General features: G+C 49.0%; 11 protein-coding genes. 9 read left to right on the forward strand and 2 right to left on the reverse strand.

The genetic code is table 11. The features are described from left to right. Positions 1–23: 23 nt before the first annotated feature. The gene (gene rtcR / locus RF679_RS16795; protein WP_309481778.1) at positions 24–1,640 is read right to left on the reverse strand and encodes an RNA repair transcriptional activator RtcR; all 1,617 of its coding nucleotides are present in this window, start codon (positions 1,638–1,640) and stop codon (positions 24–26) included. A gap of 960 nt (positions 1,641–2,600) precedes the next feature. Between rtcR and RF679_RS16800 the strand changes: the two genes are divergently transcribed. The 9 genes from RF679_RS16800 (at position 2,601) to lpdA (ending at position 14,060) form a co-directional block, all read left to right on the forward strand. Further along, positions 2,601–3,737: a slipin family protein gene (locus tag RF679_RS16800; protein ID WP_309481779.1), complete on the forward strand. Its 1,137-nt coding sequence runs from the start codon at positions 2,601–2,603 to the stop codon at positions 3,735–3,737. A 149-nt stretch (positions 3,738–3,886) separates the two neighbouring features. Next, entirely contained in the window at positions 3,887–5,116 is a 1,230-nt protein-coding gene (locus RF679_RS16805; RefSeq protein ID WP_309481780.1) for an RtcB family protein, read from the forward strand. A 138-nt stretch (positions 5,117–5,254) separates the two neighbouring features. Beyond that, on the forward strand, positions 5,255–6,274 hold the full coding sequence (rtcA, locus tag RF679_RS16810) for an RNA 3'-terminal phosphate cyclase (RefSeq protein ID WP_309481781.1): 1,020 nt from the start codon (positions 5,255–5,257) through the stop codon (positions 6,272–6,274). A 492-nt stretch (positions 6,275–6,766) separates the two neighbouring features. Further along, positions 6,767–7,570, forward strand: a complete 804-nt coding sequence (locus tag RF679_RS16815; protein WP_309481782.1) for a nucleotidyltransferase domain-containing protein — start codon at positions 6,767–6,769, stop codon at positions 7,568–7,570. A 167-nt stretch (positions 7,571–7,737) separates the two neighbouring features. Beyond that, entirely contained in the window at positions 7,738–8,265 is a 528-nt protein-coding gene (locus tag RF679_RS16820) for a hypothetical protein (protein WP_309481783.1), read from the forward strand. A gap of 503 nt (positions 8,266–8,768) precedes the next feature. Further along, entirely contained in the window at positions 8,769–10,001 is a 1,233-nt protein-coding gene (locus RF679_RS16825) for a 3-methyl-2-oxobutanoate dehydrogenase (2-methylpropanoyl-transferring) subunit alpha (protein ID WP_309481784.1), read from the forward strand. 34 nt (positions 10,002–10,035) lie between these two features. Then, positions 10,036–11,073: an alpha-ketoacid dehydrogenase subunit beta gene (locus tag RF679_RS16830; RefSeq protein ID WP_309481785.1), complete on the forward strand. Its 1,038-nt coding sequence runs from the start codon at positions 10,036–10,038 to the stop codon at positions 11,071–11,073. Between the two features lies 1 nt (position 11,074). Beyond that, the gene (locus RF679_RS16835) at positions 11,075–12,394 is read left to right on the forward strand and encodes a dihydrolipoamide acetyltransferase family protein (protein WP_309481786.1); all 1,320 of its coding nucleotides are present in this window, start codon (positions 11,075–11,077) and stop codon (positions 12,392–12,394) included. A 259-nt stretch (positions 12,395–12,653) separates the two neighbouring features. Beyond that, the gene (gene lpdA, locus RF679_RS16840) at positions 12,654–14,060 is read left to right on the forward strand and encodes a dihydrolipoyl dehydrogenase (RefSeq protein ID WP_309481787.1); all 1,407 of its coding nucleotides are present in this window, start codon (positions 12,654–12,656) and stop codon (positions 14,058–14,060) included. 104 nt (positions 14,061–14,164) lie between these two features. Here the strand turns inward: lpdA and RF679_RS16845 are convergent, their stop codons facing one another. After that, the gene (locus tag RF679_RS16845; protein WP_309481788.1) at positions 14,165–16,117 is read right to left on the reverse strand and encodes a methyl-accepting chemotaxis protein; all 1,953 of its coding nucleotides are present in this window, start codon (positions 16,115–16,117) and stop codon (positions 14,165–14,167) included. Between the last annotated feature and the right edge of the window lie 96 nt (positions 16,118–16,213).

Here is a 16,213-nt window from a genome sequence, read left to right on the forward strand (position 1 = left end):
GTTTTTGTGTGCGGTGAAACCGATTACCACTCCTTCATTTGCGCAAAACTGAGATCAAATTTGGCCAAATACTTTCGCAGGCGATCGGCGTCGTTGGACATTCTCTTATCACGTCGACTTTTTTCATAAAGTCGACGACCAGCTTCTGAAAGTGTGCTTGAACTACGGCAAACTTTGACGACATATTCCAACTGAACCACATCGAATGGGTCGAACTCTTGCTGAATCTCTTGCCATTTTGGATGCAGCCATGCGTGTTCGTCGGCCCAATGAACCTGATTGCTCGGTCCTAACTGCGCTTGCCTCTGGCGCAGCCTCGACAATTCACGTTCGACGTTCTCTGTATCGATTCTTCCGCCATCCGCCAAGGTCGCCATGCGCAACAAACTAGCGGACAGATCACGAAAATTACCTGCCCACGTTGTCGCATCATCCATCGCATACTGCACATAGGCCTTCTTCGCATCCGAATTGAATCGCACTTTCTTGCCGAGTTGTCCAACAATTCGCTCCAGCTCGAAATCTAAATTCGGTTCGATATCCTCACGTCGATCTTTCAAGCCTGGGAGTTGATACAACCAGGTATTGATACGCGCAAATAAGTCTTCACGAAACCGCCCGGCGCGCACATCGTCGGCGAGATCGCGATGGGTTCCCGCAATCAACTGAAAATCGCTCGCCACCTCTTTGTCACCGCCCATAGGGAAGAAGCGTTTTTCCTCAATCGCTTTCAACAACATCGCTTGCTCATCAAGGCCGAGCTCACCAATCTCATCGAGAAATAGCAAGCCATGATCCGCCGCTTTCAAATAACCAGCACGCGCTTGCAGAGCACCGGTGAACGAACCCTTCACGTGACCAAAGAGAGCCGACATCGCGCCATCGCCGCGCAGGGTCGCACAGTTCACATCAATGAAGTCACCATGCAGTTGATGTTTGGCTTTCTTCAACTCATAGATACGGCGCGCCAAGAAGGATTTGCCGGCACCGGTGGGGCCGGTCAATAAAATCGGCGTCTGCGAGCGCACTGCCACTTGTTCGATTTCTTCAATGGTGCGATTGAAGGCCGCATTCCGTGTGGCGATCCCAAACTTCAAGAAGGACACATCTTCCTGACGTTCTTCCTCAAAGCGCGCGGCCAATTGATTGTATTGCGAGAGATCGAGATCCACGACCGCGATCTGCCCCACCTCTGGGAAACCTTCTCGACGCGGTGGCGCAGTTTGAATCAACTTCGCCGGAAAATAACGCGCTTCGGTGAGTAGGAATAAACAGATTTGCGCGACATGCGTACCGGTCGTGATGTGCACAAGGTAATCAGCTTCCTGTGTATCAAATCGGTAGTGGCGCACGAATTCGTACAGGGCCGAGTACACCTCAACGAAATCCCAAGGATCTTTAATCCGCATCAGTACCGGCTCGACCACCGTTTCTGGCGAGACCCTTTGGATATCGCTGATCACCAGCTTTAACAGGTCACCACGATCACCGCCATTGCCGTTATGAAATAGCACCAGCTTATTCACCAGAAAATCTTCTTGCTGGCACAACGAGAGCGTCGGGCGCCAACGTTGCCAACGCTGCGCATTAAAGCCTGCGTCTAATGTGGTTCCTAAGAAACCGAACACGACCTTCTCCATGTTTCAAATCCTCAAGTAAGACGAAACGCAACCAAAACGAATCGGAGCCGAGCTCAATACGTCATTCCAATTGACGCGCAGAACATCTGGGCAAGTGACCCAATGCGTCATTCCCGCGGAAGCGGGAATCAATGTTCAAGCAGCGCATACCAAAAAACAGAAGGGATTCCGGCTTGCGCAGGGATGACGATATTTTGTGAGATTTATAAATACGTCACCCGAAGAATATAAAATCATCTTATCTATTTTTATAAATCACGATCATATTTTATCACTTAATGTGCGCTGCATAATCATAAGCATTCCCCCTAAGCACAGCAAGAACCTTATTTTCCACATATAAAACAAACACTTAGATTCACCGAAAACGACCAAACAAAAAACTGGCACGCAAATCGCAATACATAAAACGTCTGCCGCAAATTTGTAGCAACAGGCAAGGGTTCAAAAGCCCTTCCGGTACATGGACCTCAAACAGGATCTGTCCTTACTTTGATAGGTTTCAGGTATGCCGCTACGAAGGAGAGCAGGTACTAGCGATGGTCTGGTGACTCGCTTCAGGTTCAATTCCTGACATCGCTCCATTTGGATAGCTCATTTGGTAGAGCAACTGACTTGTAATCAGTATGTAGCGGGTTCGATTCCCGTTCCAAAACCTTCCAAAGGTTGAAGTAAGCAGTACAGGGTGGAATCGGAACACCAAGCGTGGCAGCAAGATCGTCCCGCTGAAGTGGAAGATTCATATGTTGAACCGCCTCTTTTGAACTTCGTGTTCACAGCGGAGAGAACAGCAAGGCAGCATGACGAGCTCAGTCACATCAAGTTCGTTTTCGCTAGCGATACAGTGCAAGGAAGTATTGCAGCACTGCCTACCACTCAAAGCTTGAGCAAAGAACAACAACGGTGGCCGCTCAACATAAAACACCCTGCTTTAAAACGAGAAAAGAAAACGAGAAGAATATGAAATTCAAAATTAAAGTACAGAAAAACGAGCGCGCCATCCTCTTCAAAGACAAAACCTTTGTCTCAATCTTGGCACCCGGCGAATACCGTTTTTTCGATGTATTTCGTAAGTATTCGGCACAGATTTTTGATATGGACAATGTGCGCTTTCAACATGCATGCGCAGAGTCCCTTCGTCGTCATGAAGCTGACGTGGTTGCTGAGAACTTTCACTTGATCGACGTGGCTGACCAAGCGATCGTACTGCGCTATGAGAACCAGAGCTTAGTTGAAATTTTGGCGCCTGGTTCCCGCAAAATGTTTTGGAAGTTCGGTGCAGAACAAAGCTTCGAGACCATCGATATCTCGAAAGACTTCGCGGTGGCGGATAAGTTGATGAGTTATTTGGGACAACCAAGCCTGCGTGGTAAAGAGATCTTTGGTTTGCAGAATATTTTGTCGGTCCAAGTACCCGAATCACACCTCGGTTTGTTGAAGGTCGACGGAAAATTGCACGCTGTATTGACGCCAGGGAAGACTGCTTACTGGCGCTTCAATCGCGACATCAGCGTTGATTTGGTTGATACGCGTTTGCAGGCTTTGGAAGTCTCCGGTCAAGAAATTTTGACCAGCGATAAAGTCAACTTGCGTGTGAATTTGAATGCCAACTGGCAATTCGACGACGTGCAATTGGCGTACAGCCGTTTAGCCAAACCAGCCGATCATATTTATCGCGAATTGCAATTCGCCTTGCGTGCAGCAGTTGGCACTCGCACTTTAGATGAACTCTTGGAGAACAAACAAATCATCGATAATGTCGTGAATCAGCATTTGCATGAGAAACTGCAGGGTTTCGGTGTTCGGGTTTTGAGCGTTGGCGTGAAAGATATCGTCTTACCCGGTGATATGAAGCTCTTGTTAGCGCAAGTGGTAGAGGCAGAGAAAGCCGCGCAAGCCAATGTGATACGCCGTCGTGAAGAAACCAATGCGACCCGTTCCATGCTGAACACTGCACGTGTGATGGAAAACAATCCAACCGCACTGCGTTTGAAGGAACTGGAAACTTTGGAAAAAATCGCCGAACGTATTGATAAGATTTCTGTGATCGGTGGTTTAGATCAAGTATTAAATGGTTTAGTGAAATTGAAAGTGTAAGTGACAGCGTAAAGAAAATTTGTAGGGCGGGTGCAACCCGCGCCGCAAAGATTTGGTGCAACCGAACTTGAATTTTAAGCGGCGCGGGTTGCACCCGCCCTACAAAAAACCAATGACAAAAAGTAGAACCAAAAAAATAAGAACGCAAAATGAAAACACAAAATTATCAATTATTAGAAATCGAGAATGCCGCACCGATCAAAATGTGGACTGAAGGTGTGCCTGTTGAAGACGACGCCAAAGAACAATTGACGAACACGGCCAAAATGCCATTCATTTTTAAACATTTGGCGGTGATGCCTGACGTGCATTTAGGAAAAGGCTCAACTATCGGTAGCGTGATCCCTACCCATAAAGCCATTATTCCCGCCGCAGTTGGCGTGGATATTGGTTGCGGAATGATCGCTTGCAAAACCACCTTGAACGCAAAAGACTTACCCGATAACTTAGGTCCATTGCGTGCAGCCATCGAGAAAGCGGTACCGCATGGTCGTACGCCAAATCGCGGTGGGCGTGATAAAGGCGCTTGGGGCGATCGTCCACCAAGCTTAGTCGACGAAGCGTGGAAAAGCTTGGAACCTGGTTTCAAAGCGATCACTGAAGATTATCCAAAACTCAAAAATACCAATCAGCATAAGCATTTGGGAACCTTGGGGACTGGTAATCACTTTATCGAAATTTGCTTGGACGAAAAGGATACGGTGTGGATCATGCTGCACTCCGGTTCACGCGGTGTTGGGAATGCGATTGGGACGCTATTCATTGAATTAGCGAAGAAAGATATGCAGCAACATTTATGCAATATTCCCGATCAAGATCTCGCCTATTTCGAAGAAGGTAGCAAGTATTTTGGTGACTACGTGCGTGCCGTTGGTTGGGGACAGCAATTTGCAAAAACCAATCGCGAAATCATGATGCAACATGTGATCGACGCGATGCGAAACATCATCACCAAACCATTCGAGACGCATTTAGAAGCGGTGAATTGTCACCACAACTATGTGCAGAAAGAAACGCACTTTGGTGAGGAAGTGTATGTAACGCGAAAAGGTGCGGTGTCGGCGAAAAAAGGTGAATTGGGAATTATCCCAGGATCGATGGGTGCGCGTAGCTACATCGTTCGTGGTTTAGGAAACGAGGAAAGCTTCCAATCCTGCAGCCACGGCGCAGGACGAACCATGAGCCGTACTAAAGCGAAAAAGTTGTTCACCATCGAAGATCAAAGACGTGCGACCGAAGGCGTTGAATGCCGTAAAGATGCCGATGTGATCGATGAGATTCCTATGGCATACAAAGACATCGACGCCGTGATGGATGCGCAGAAAGATTTGGTGGAAGTGGTGTACACCTTGAAGCAGGTGGTGTGTGTCAAGGGATAGCTTCTCTTTGCAAACTTTCCTACTCACTGTATTGAAGGATGGGAGCTAGTGTTGAAAAAATAGTTTCTCTAGCTCCCAGCGTTCTCATGTGGTACGCGTCTCACAAAGAAACTCAGATAAGAAAAAGAATTGAATAACATGATCAAAATAGATGCATCACAAGGTGAAGGTGGTGGCCAAGTGTTGAGAACCGCCTTGGCGCTTTCTATCATCACCCAACAGGCTATCCATCTGACCCAGATTCGCGCCAAGCGCAGTAAGCCGGGTTTGATGCGGCAGCACTTAACTTGTGTCAAAGCAGCGCAGGCGATTTCTGATGCGGAAGTTAGTGGCGCTGAACTTGGTAGTGATGATTTGGTGTTCACGCCAAAGGCCATACGTAGTGGCGATTATCATTTCGCGATTGGTACCGCTGGTAGTTGCTCCTTGGTCTTGCAAACCGTGTTGTGGCCGCTGCTGCTTGCGGACCAAGAAAGTAGCGTCATCGTTGAAGGCGGAACCCATGTGCCGATGGCGCCCTCTTTCGAATTCTTGCAATATAGCTTTTTGCCTGTATTGAGAAAGATGGGCGTTGAAGTTGACATCGAACTCGTCAAACACGGGTTTTACCCGGGAGGCGGTGGAAAGCTCAAAGCGACCATCAAACCTTGGCGAGAGCAACGGCCACTGAAACTGACAAGGCGTGGCGACAGAATAAGTCAACATGCCTTGTGCTTGTTCGCTAATTTAGAGCAGAGTATCGCCGATACCCAACTCGCCGAAGTGCGACGCTATTTGAATTGGCAAGAAGCTGATGTCGTGCATCATGGCCTACGTAATTCGCATGGCATAGGCAATGCTCTGATACTCAGTGTGCAGTCCAGCGAGTACAGTGAAATCGTTACGAGTTATGGCGACAAGAGTCGCAGCAGCGGTCAAGTTGCGCAAGTTGCCTGTGATGAGATGAAACGCTATTTAGCAAGCCCAGCCGCAGTTGGCGAGCACATGGCGGACCAGCTTTTGATTCCCTTGGCTTTGGCGGGCGGGACCTTCACCTGCAATGTAATCAGTCAGCATTTCAAAACTAACTGCGAGATCATTCAGAAATTTACACCTTCGCACTTCAAGATAGTCGATCTTGCAGCGAATAACTTTGAAGTAAATGTGTCGAATGACTAAGTGCCGCTTACACGATATTGCCTATGGCCTAGGAAGTAGCTTCATAAGCAGAAATAATCACATTGACGGTTACTGGGCTATCGGTAAGCTGTACGAATACGCACGTAATACACGATCTGATATTGTCGAGTTTGATCTGTGCGAATCAAGCTCGACATCAGCTCCAAAGCACCTACAAAAAATGTTGGCCAAATACTGCGACTGGGTAAAGCAGAGGTGTTCGAGCAGAAGTACTAGCTTGTCAAATTTAAGCGTTAGAATTGTCATTGAGTTTGACATTGAGTTTAATGAGAACGAAAAACCACCTCAACGAACCTATGGCAAACCATTTCGAGTGACCGTTGCAATCAATGCGAAAGATAGGCGCCCGGCTATTCGACATTTTCTTGGCTACTGCGCTCCACATAGTAGCTGGCACGAATCAAAAAGTATCACTCAGAACTAAGCTCCAATCGGCTTACACTGTCCAAAATATCAAAAACGAAGAAATACATGAACAACTCAACGAATGATTCCGACGTTCTCAAAGTCATTCAAGAACGCCTATCACAAATCGAACAGCGCTATGACGTTGACATTCTTCTCGCCGTCGAATCAGGTAGTCGCGCTTGGGGTTTTGCTTCACCCGATAGCGACTGGGATGTGCGTTTTCTGTACGTTCATCGCAAAGAATGGTACTTCAAAGTGCATCCGGGTCGCGATGTAATCGAAACCGGTATCGAGCAACATCCTTTGGGTGAGCTCGACATTAATGGCTGGGAGTTACGTAAAAGTTTGCAGCTACTCCACAAAAGCAATCCCGCTTTAATAGAGTGGCTGCAGTCACGCTTGATCTATCGTCGTGACCAAGGCGTGATGGATCAATATCAAACTCACGCGGACATCTTCTTCAAGCCGCAAGCATGTTTTCAACATTACGTCAGTATGGCGATCACCAACTATCGCCAATATCTGCAAAGAGATTCAGTACGTTTAAAAAAATACTTGTATGTACTGCGTCCTTTGTTTGCCTGCCAATGGATAGAACGTTATGGCAGCATGCCGCCGATTGAGTTTCACAAATTGATCGATGAACTGTTGCCCAGCGGCGAGCTACGTCAAGAGATTGATCTGCTCTTGGCGAAAAAAATCGCTGGAGGGGAAAGCGAAGAATCCGCGCCGATCACACGCTTGAATCAGTTTATTGAAGCCGAACTAGAGCGTGTGAAGTTGATCGAACTGCATGTGGCGGAGATCCCTCACGAGGCTTATCATGCATGCGATCGTTTTTTGATGGAGACTGTCCACAGAGCGTAAGACCTCAGCGGTCGGCGATGCACGCTCGACGCATCGCCAGCGAGGCGCTTTACAAAGACGCACTTAGAAAAAACTTTGAGAATCGCGAAGGCGACTATAAACTCGTCAATCAAGCATGCTCTTTTTTTCGATGGTTTTTGTTGAATTGATCGTCTAGGATCTCCGCTATGTCCAAACACTCATTGTTCGCCTCGCTCTGTGCCATGGCCGTCATAAATACTGTTACCCAGCCTGCGGTGGCGCAGGAGAACGCTCCACCAGCCGCAGCAAAAGTGCTGCCGCAAGGCTTACCAACCGACCTTAAAGCTTTGCAACTTCCTCAAGGAATTAAAGTGCCCAAAGAGGTCGAGGAAGTCACCGCTTCGCTAGAGGCTCTAACGCAGTTACAAGAAAAATATATCGCCATTCAAGAAAAAATCGTCGCTCTACGCCAACGCAAATTAGCGCTTGGAAAAGGCGATGTGAACCTACTTGACGCAGCGAAGATTGGGCTGCTCCAATCAAAATTGGGTATCGAGAAAGATCAACTCAAAAAAATCGAATTTCTCAAAGAGATCGTCAAGCTGAGAACCGAATCGCACGCGCGCTCACAGAGAAAACAAAAAAACGGTAAGAATAGCGAAGACGATACCCTCATGCAGGAGGTGCAATTAGTCGCTGCGCAAATTGAATTGCTGAAGGCAGAGAAGAAATAGCATCGTCGTTTTACGGCCGCACTCGACCCAAGGTTCAAAGTCTCTTCCTTCAACTATCACTGTTGGCAAGAGATTCCTTTGACTTCCTTCATTTAATTGCCTCCAACGTCCCCTTCTCCATGATCAAGATGTCAAAGCCGAACTATACTTCGGCTATAACGCATTTCAGAATGTTCGCCATCGACTACTGCACTGCAGCATTCGGGTACTCCGAATCTCCCCTAAAAAATCAAGCAAAAAATTTCTTGGAATAGATCAAGAAACAACCGTGGCTTGCTTGCCAATGCTGAGCGATTTGTGGATACTTTGCGCCAGAAAGTGAATTGCTTTCCTGACGAGAAATCGGGCCATTGGCAAACCCATGCGAATGCACTTTGAAATCTCAAGGCGAGGTTGCACTCCACAAGAGTCAACTTCACACATAACAAAAAATCTACCGCGACATCACAGTGGCGGCGCATCCATCGTATTTTGCTCAACACAATTGAGCAAGGAGACATAACATGCCAAACACCGAACCGTTACGTTTACATGTACCGGAACCGACAGGCCGTCCTGGCCAAAAGACTGACTTTTCCTATTTACGCCTTTCACCTGCAGGTGAAGTAAGACGTCCTGAGATCGACGTGAGTCCGGTTGATACCCGTGACATCGCTTATTCCTTGATTCGCGTCTTAGACGAAAAAGGCAATGCAGTCGGTCCATGGGTTCCGGAGATCAGCATCGAACAATTGCGCGCGGGGATGCGAGCGATGATCAAGACACGCATCTTTGATGGTCGTATGTTGATCGCCCAACGCCAAAAGAAAATGTCGTTCTACATGCAAAGCTTAGGTGAGGAAGCGATTGGTGCAGCGCAAGCGATGGCCTTGAATCGCGACGACATGTGTTTCCCTACGTATCGCCAGCAAAGTATCTTGATGGTGCGCGACGTGCCCCTCAAAGGTTTGATTTGCCAGCTCTTATCTAACGAAGGCGATCCGCTCAAAGGTCGTCAATTACCAGTCATGTATTCGATCAAGGAAGCCGGCTTCTTTTCGATTTCAGGTAACTTAGCCACCCAATACATTCAAGCAGTCGGTTGGGCGATGGCATCGGCCATTAAAAATGATACCAAGATCGCTTCTGCCTGGATCGGCGATGGCGCCACTGCCGAAGCTGACTTTGACACGGCCCTGACTTTTGCCCACGTTTATCATGCGCCGGTGATTTTGAACGTCGTCAATAATCAATGGGCGATCTCGACTTTCCAAGCGATTGCTGGTGGTGAAAACACCACCTTCGCCGCGCGCGGTGTGGGCTGCGGTATCGCCTCGCTACGCGTTGATGGAAACGATTTCTTGGCCGTGTACGCTGCGTCCAAATGGGCTGCCGAGCGTGCCCGCAAAAATCTAGGCCCCACCCTGATCGAATGGGTCACCTATCGCGCGGGTCCGCATTCGACTTCGGATGATCCCTCAAAATATCGCCCACTCGATGACGCCAGCCACTTCCCGCTCGGCGATCCTATCGCACGTCTGAAACAATATTTGATCAATCAAGGTGCATGGTCCGAAGAGGAACATGAAGCCACGCATAAGGAATTAGAAGCACTCGTCATTACTGCCCAAAAAGAAGCAGAAGCCCTCGGAACTCTGGCCGACAACCATGTCTTCAGCCCTGCTGAAATGTTCGAAGATATTTACGAGCATATGCCAGAACATTTGCGCCAACAGCGCCAACAATTGGGAATCTAGCTGTTCGCCATCACCTTTTTGAAGCGAGTTTTACATGAGTGAAAATAATCCAAACAAAACAGCGCCGATGACCATGATCCAAGCGCTGCGTTCAGCTATGGATGTCATGCTGGAACGCGATAATAATGTCGTCGTATTCGGTCAAGACGTCGGCTATTTCGGTGGCGTATTCCGTTGCACCGAAGGTTTACAAAAGAAATATGGCAAGTCACGCGTCTTCGATGCGCCGATTTCCGAAAGCGGTATCGTCGGTGCGGCGATCGGTATGGGTGCCTATGGTTTGCGTCCGTGTATCGAGATTCAATTCGCCGATTACATTTATCCGGCTTATGATCAAATCGTCTCTGAGGCAGCGCGTTTGCGTTTCCGCTCAGCCGGTGACTTCACAGCACCACTGACGATTCGTACCCCCTGCGGCGGCGGTATTTATGGTGGACAAACGCATAGCCAAAGTCCGGAAGCGGTGTTCACGCACGTATGCGGTTTGCGCACGGTGATGCCATCGAATCCTTACGACGCCAAAGGTTTGTTGATTGCCTCGATCGAAAACAACGATCCTGTGATTTTTCTCGAACCAAAACGTTTGTATAACGGCCCCTTCAATGGTCACCACGATCAACCAGTGGTGCCGTGGTCCAAACATGCGAGCGGCAATGTGCCCGAAGGTTATTACACCGTACCTTTAGAAAAAGCCGCCATCTTCCGCGAAGGAAAAGATCTCACAGTCCTCGCCTACGGCACCATGGTCTGGGTCTCGGAAGCCGCTGCCAATGAAAGTGGCGTTGATGCTGAAATTATTGACCTACGTAGTTTGTGGCCCTTGGATTTGGAAACGATCGTCGCTTCGGTCAAGAAAACCGGCCGCTGTGTAATCGTGCATGAGGCGACCCGCACCAGTGGTTTCGGTGCTGAATTGACTGCCTTGGTTCAAGAACATTGTTTCTACCATCTAGAAGCACCAATCGAGCGTGTCACGGGTTGGGATACTCCATACCCACATGCTCAAGAGTGGGATTATTTCCCCGGTCCTGCGCGCGTTGGCGCAGCTTTCAAACGTGCGATGGAGAATTAAGATGGGTATTCATGTCATTAAAATGCCGGATATCGGCGAAGGTATTGCGGAAGTTGAATTGGTTGCTTGGCATGTCAAACCAGGTGACACGGTGGTCGAAGATCAAGTCATGGCCGATGTCATGACCGATAAGGCCACCATCGAAATCCCCAGTCCAGTCAATGGTAAAGTATTAGCACTCGGTGGCGCTGCGGGTCAAGTCATGGCCGTTGGCTCTGAATTGATTCGTATCGAAGTCGAAGGTGCGGGAAATGTTGATGCGAGTGCTGCAGCAGCTCCAGCACCTGCAGCGCCTGTAGCGGCGCCTGCAGCGGCTCCAGCAGCACCAAGCAAAGCGGAAACCCTTGCATCAGCTCCCGCAAAGATCGATGTACCTGTCGCGCCGAGCAAAACCAGCAGTACTAAGAATGCCAACGCGAGTATTCCCGCCGCTGCGCGCGCTAACGGCGAAAAACCAATCGCCTCACCAGCCGTACGTCGTCGTGCTTGGGATCTCGGCATTGAGTTGCAATTTGTTCCGGGTACCGGCACCGCAGGTCGCATCACCCATGAGGATTTAGATGCTTACATGGCGCGCGGTGAAATCAGCATCGCTGCGGGTGCTTCTCCCTATCGTGAATTGCATGAAGAGACCGCGGTTCCTGTGATTGGCTTGCGTCGTAAGATCGCGCAAAAAATGCAGGAAGCCAAACGTCGCATTCCTCATTTCTCTTATGTGGAAGAAGTTGATGTTACCGAACTCGAAGCCTTGCGTCAGCAACTCAATCAAAAATGGGGCAAACAACGCGGCAAACTCAGCCTATTACCGTTCCTGATGCGCGCCGTGGTGTTGGCAGCACGTGAGTTCCCACAAATGAACGCACGCTACGATGACGAAGCGGGAGTGGTCACGCAACATGCCGCGATTCATCTTGGGATCGCCGCGCAGACCGACTCTGGTTTGATGGTACCCGTAGTGCGCCATGCTGAAGCGCGCGACTTATGGAGCAATGCCAACGAGATGGCACGCTTGGCGGAAGCAGCACGCACCGGCAAGGCGAGCCGCGATGAATTGTCGGGTTCTACCATTACCATTTCTAGCCTTGGCGCCTTAGGTGGCATCGTTTCAACACCCGTCATTAACGCCCCCGAAGTCGCCATTATCGGCGTCAACAAAATGGTGGAACGTCCGATGATACGCAATGGCCAAGTTGTCGCACGCAAGATGATGAATTTGTCTTCCTCCTTCGATCACCGAGTCGTCGATGGTATGGATGCAGCACAATTCATTCAAGCGATCCGTACTTATTTGGAATGCCCGGCGACGCTGTTTATTGAGTAGGAAGAAAAACCTCTCAACACAGAGGCACAGAGACGCAGAGGAAAGACGGAGTAATCTCACGCAATTCTTTCAAATGTTTCGAGCCTAGCATATACCCTGTGATGAGAGGTCACTTCAGCCTCTTGCTACAAAAAACATTCAGTAACGCTTCATTATTTGATGTTCACCCTTCGACTTTCTCAGTGTCTCTGTGCCTCTGTGTTGAGAGGTTTTGAACGAGAATGATGTGAGGGTGCAATCCAGTTTTCAGGAACAAACTATGCAAACAACATCCACAACTTTAGTGGTCATTGGCGGAGGCCCTGGTGGCTATATTGCCGCTATCCGAGCTGCTCAATTGGGCGTGGCGACGATCTTGATCGAAGGTGATCAACTTGGTGGCACTTGCCTCAATATCGGTTGTATTCCCTCCAAAGCTTTGATCCACGCCGCAGAGGAATTTGAAAAAGCCAAGCACTATGCGGAAGGTTCCGCTCTTGGTATTCAGGTCGCCAGCCCGAGCATACAAATCGAGCAAACCGTGAGCTGGAAAAACGGCATCGTCAAACGCTTGACGACAGGCGTCGGCGCTTTGCTTAAAAAGAATGGCGCACAAGTCGTCAAAGGCTGGGCTCAGATCATCGATGGCAAGACTGTCGCTGTGATGCAAGATGGCCAAGAAGTTCAGCGTATTACTTGCGAACATCTACTGATTGCTTCCGGTTCTTCTGCGGTCGAACTGCCATTCATGCCCTTCGGCGCAGGCAATGGCAAAGTCATCAGCTCCACTGAAGCCTTATCACCCAACAGTATTCCGAAAAAATTAGTAGTGGTTGGTGGTGGCTATATTGGGCTCGAGTTAGGTATCACCTATCGCAAGCTCGGTAGCGAAGTCGCCGTCGTCGAAGCCATGGATCGCATCTTACCTGCCTACGACGAAGAGCTGACCAAGGTCGTACGCAACGCCATGAAACAACTCGGCATCGAAGTGCATCTGGGTCTCAGCGTACAAGGCTTGAATGCCGACAACACAGCCGTGCGTCTCAAGAATGCTGCTGGCGAAGAAAGTGAACTGGCCTGCGATCAAGTATTGGTTGCAGTTGGTCGCCGTCCACGTACACAAGGTTTCGGACTCGAATCCCTGCTGCTCGACATGAACGGACGCGCCGTCAAAATTGACGATCAATGCCGCACCTCGATGCGCAATGTGTGGGCGATTGGTGATGTCACGGGCGAACCGATGTTGGCACATCGCGCCATGGCTCAGGGCGAAATGGTGGCAGAAATCATCGCAGGCAAACGTCGTCACTTCTCCCCTGCTTCGATCCCTGCCGTATGCTTCACCGATCCAGAATTAGTCGTGGTCGGCATGTCACCGCAAGAAGCGCAAGCAGCAGGCATCGTCATCATCACCGCGAATTTCCCCTTCGCTGCGAATGGTCGCTCCATGACTTTAGAATCGAGTGAGGGCTTTGTCCGTGTGGTGGCGCGCAAAGACAATCACCTCATTCTCGGTTGGCAAGCCGTGGGACGTAGCGTCTCTGAGCTGAGTGCAGGTTTTGGTTTGTGCCTTGAAATGGGCGCCAGTTTAGAGGACGTCGCAGGCACTATCCATTCACACCCGACTTTGGGTGAAGCGGTGCAAGAAGCGGCACTGCGTGCTTTGGGGCATGCTCTTCACATCTAGTAATTTCACCTAGCGGAGCATGCGCCTTCGCTCAAATGAATTGATAGAAGAAAAAAAGGGATAAGTGAGTTTCCACTTATCCCTTGTTTCACATCCTGTAAGGATTAGTAGGCGAGTAATTGTGGGGCTTTGATCCCATCCACTTTAAACGTCTTCACCGATTCAGCCAAGTAGTTGGCACGCTCCTCCAGAGACATCACAGCCGCCGAGATTTCTTCCACCATCGCCGCATTCTGCTGGGTGCTAGCATCGACTTCTCGGACAGCGTCGGCCATCAAATTTAGCTCACTCGATTGAGCATTAGATTCGCGCGTGATTTCATCCATAATCGTGGTGACACTTTGCACGGAGTCGACGATCTCGTTCATCGTTGCACCTGCGTCGTTAACATACTTTGCACCTGCTTCGATATCTTGCATCGACAGACGAATCAAATCACCAATTTCTTTCGCTGCACTTGCGCTACGCTGAGCGAGACTCCGAACCTCAGAAGCCACCACCGCAAAACCACGCCCTTGTTCGCCGGCGCGGGCCGCCTCAACGGCAGCATTCAATGCCAAAATATTAGTTTGGAAGGCAATGCCATTGATCACTTCAGTAATCTCACCGATTTTCCGTGAAGACATCGTAATTTTTTCCATCATTTCGACCGCTTGCGATACCACTGCACCGCCTCTTGTGGCGACTTGATAGGCTGACTGCGCCAAGCCATCGGCTTGCTTTGCATTCTCAAGATTGTGTGCCACTTTTGAGGCTAATGAATCCATGTTCTCGGCCGTATCTTGTACCGTGGTTGCGATCTTCGCACCACGCTCCGCCAGATCATTATTACCCGCCGCTATTTCAGAGGTCGCTAAGCTAATGGCTTCGGCTGATTCACGCACCCCAGAAACAATTTGCGCAAGCGACTGTACGCTGCGACGGAAAATATTAATCGACTCTGAAATTTCATCACGCCCAATCGCTTGATTGGATTGAGTTAGATCGCCTTGTCCTAGCATATTGACGCGCTTAGACATACTCTTAAACCCACTCAATGACGTGATGTAGAACGTATATAAGGTGTAAAACGCAATCGTCAGAGCGAGCAGTACGACGAACAACATCAGTTTTCTCTCACCTTCCAACTTCTCGATACGTGCTTGCAATGCACCCGATAAGGCATCAAGAGTCGACTGAGTCAAACCAGAATTAGAATTGATCGCCTGAGTTCCTTGGTTATAAATCGCCTTAGCATCGGCATTGACTGTCTCCATGATGCTGCTCTGTATCAATTTAAGATATTCATCAGTGAGATCGAAGACTTGCAAATTGAGTTTCTGAATAAGATGAGGACTAACCTGCGCCACACGGTCTAAAGCATCCTTCGCATCAGCGCGATCGCGTTTGATCAAAGCCATAAATGCAGCGATGCGGGTTCGTGTGGAATCTGCCTTATCAGGATTAGCCGCAACATAAGCGACAAGACCACGCAAAGGGGCCAAATTTGCCGTCATTGCAGGCAGCTTTTCTGTCGCCGCAGTCATCAAATAATAGCTATCGATATCAGGGTCTAGTGCTAACTGAGAGTGCTCAGAAACTTGTCGACGAATTTCGACTAAGGCATCGTTCACCTTCGTGTACTTTTCAGTGATTTGAGCGGTTTCGGTGTAAGTCGCCGCAGCCGCTTCACGCCATGCATCACGAGCTTTATTGAGGATTGGGGACAGCTGGTATGGATCAGCAGTTTGTAGGCGTTTTCCAAATTCATCGAAGCCTTTATCAACCGTTGCAGCAACCTCCTTCGTCACAGCCACATCTTCGATCTGTAACAGTCTCAACAAGGCTTGCCCGCGGTGCTGCAAAACAGCGTCCATGATTGGATTCACACGATCATGATAACTCACCCCAATCGCTTCGTTCCGAGCGAAGGCGATGTCTGCGTTTTCCTTGCTCACAAAAAGATAGAGCAGAACCATTAATGGAATCAAGAGAGTAACCATAATGATGGAAAACTTCGCAGGCATACGAAGACTACGCATGAGTCGCTTGCCAGGTTCAAAAATACCTATTGCCAAGGGAGCCTCCTTTCACATCGAAAATATTCAAAAATTTTGATCAACTTTTTATTATAGACACGAGGTTTCCGCATGGAAATTTTATTTTGTCAGGTA

Origin of the sequence: Undibacterium cyanobacteriorum (assembly GCF_031326225.1) — a bacterium.
GTDB classification, from domain to species: Bacteria; Pseudomonadota; Gammaproteobacteria; order Burkholderiales; family Burkholderiaceae_D; genus Undibacterium; species Undibacterium cyanobacteriorum.

What these genes read in the sequence shown, in the direction of transcription:
- rtcR (WP_309481778.1), bottom strand. Translation starts at nt 1,640, where the DNA reads ATGGAGAAGGTCGTGTTCGGTTTCTTAGGAACCACATTAGACGCAGGC.
- RF679_RS16800 (WP_309481779.1), top strand. Translation starts at nt 2,601, where the DNA reads ATGAAATTCAAAATTAAAGTACAGAAAAACGAGCGCGCCATCCTCTTC.
- RF679_RS16805 (WP_309481780.1), top strand. Translation starts at nt 3,887, where the DNA reads ATGAAAACACAAAATTATCAATTATTAGAAATCGAGAATGCCGCACCG.
- rtcA (WP_309481781.1), top strand. Translation starts at nt 5,255, where the DNA reads ATGATCAAAATAGATGCATCACAAGGTGAAGGTGGTGGCCAAGTGTTG.
- RF679_RS16815 (WP_309481782.1), top strand. Translation starts at nt 6,767, where the DNA reads ATGAACAACTCAACGAATGATTCCGACGTTCTCAAAGTCATTCAAGAA.
- RF679_RS16820 (WP_309481783.1), top strand. Translation starts at nt 7,738, where the DNA reads ATGTCCAAACACTCATTGTTCGCCTCGCTCTGTGCCATGGCCGTCATA.
- RF679_RS16825 (WP_309481784.1), top strand. Translation starts at nt 8,769, where the DNA reads ATGCCAAACACCGAACCGTTACGTTTACATGTACCGGAACCGACAGGC.
- RF679_RS16830 (WP_309481785.1), top strand. Translation starts at nt 10,036, where the DNA reads ATGAGTGAAAATAATCCAAACAAAACAGCGCCGATGACCATGATCCAA.
- RF679_RS16835 (WP_309481786.1), top strand. Translation starts at nt 11,075, where the DNA reads ATGGGTATTCATGTCATTAAAATGCCGGATATCGGCGAAGGTATTGCG.
- lpdA (WP_309481787.1), top strand. Translation starts at nt 12,654, where the DNA reads ATGCAAACAACATCCACAACTTTAGTGGTCATTGGCGGAGGCCCTGGT.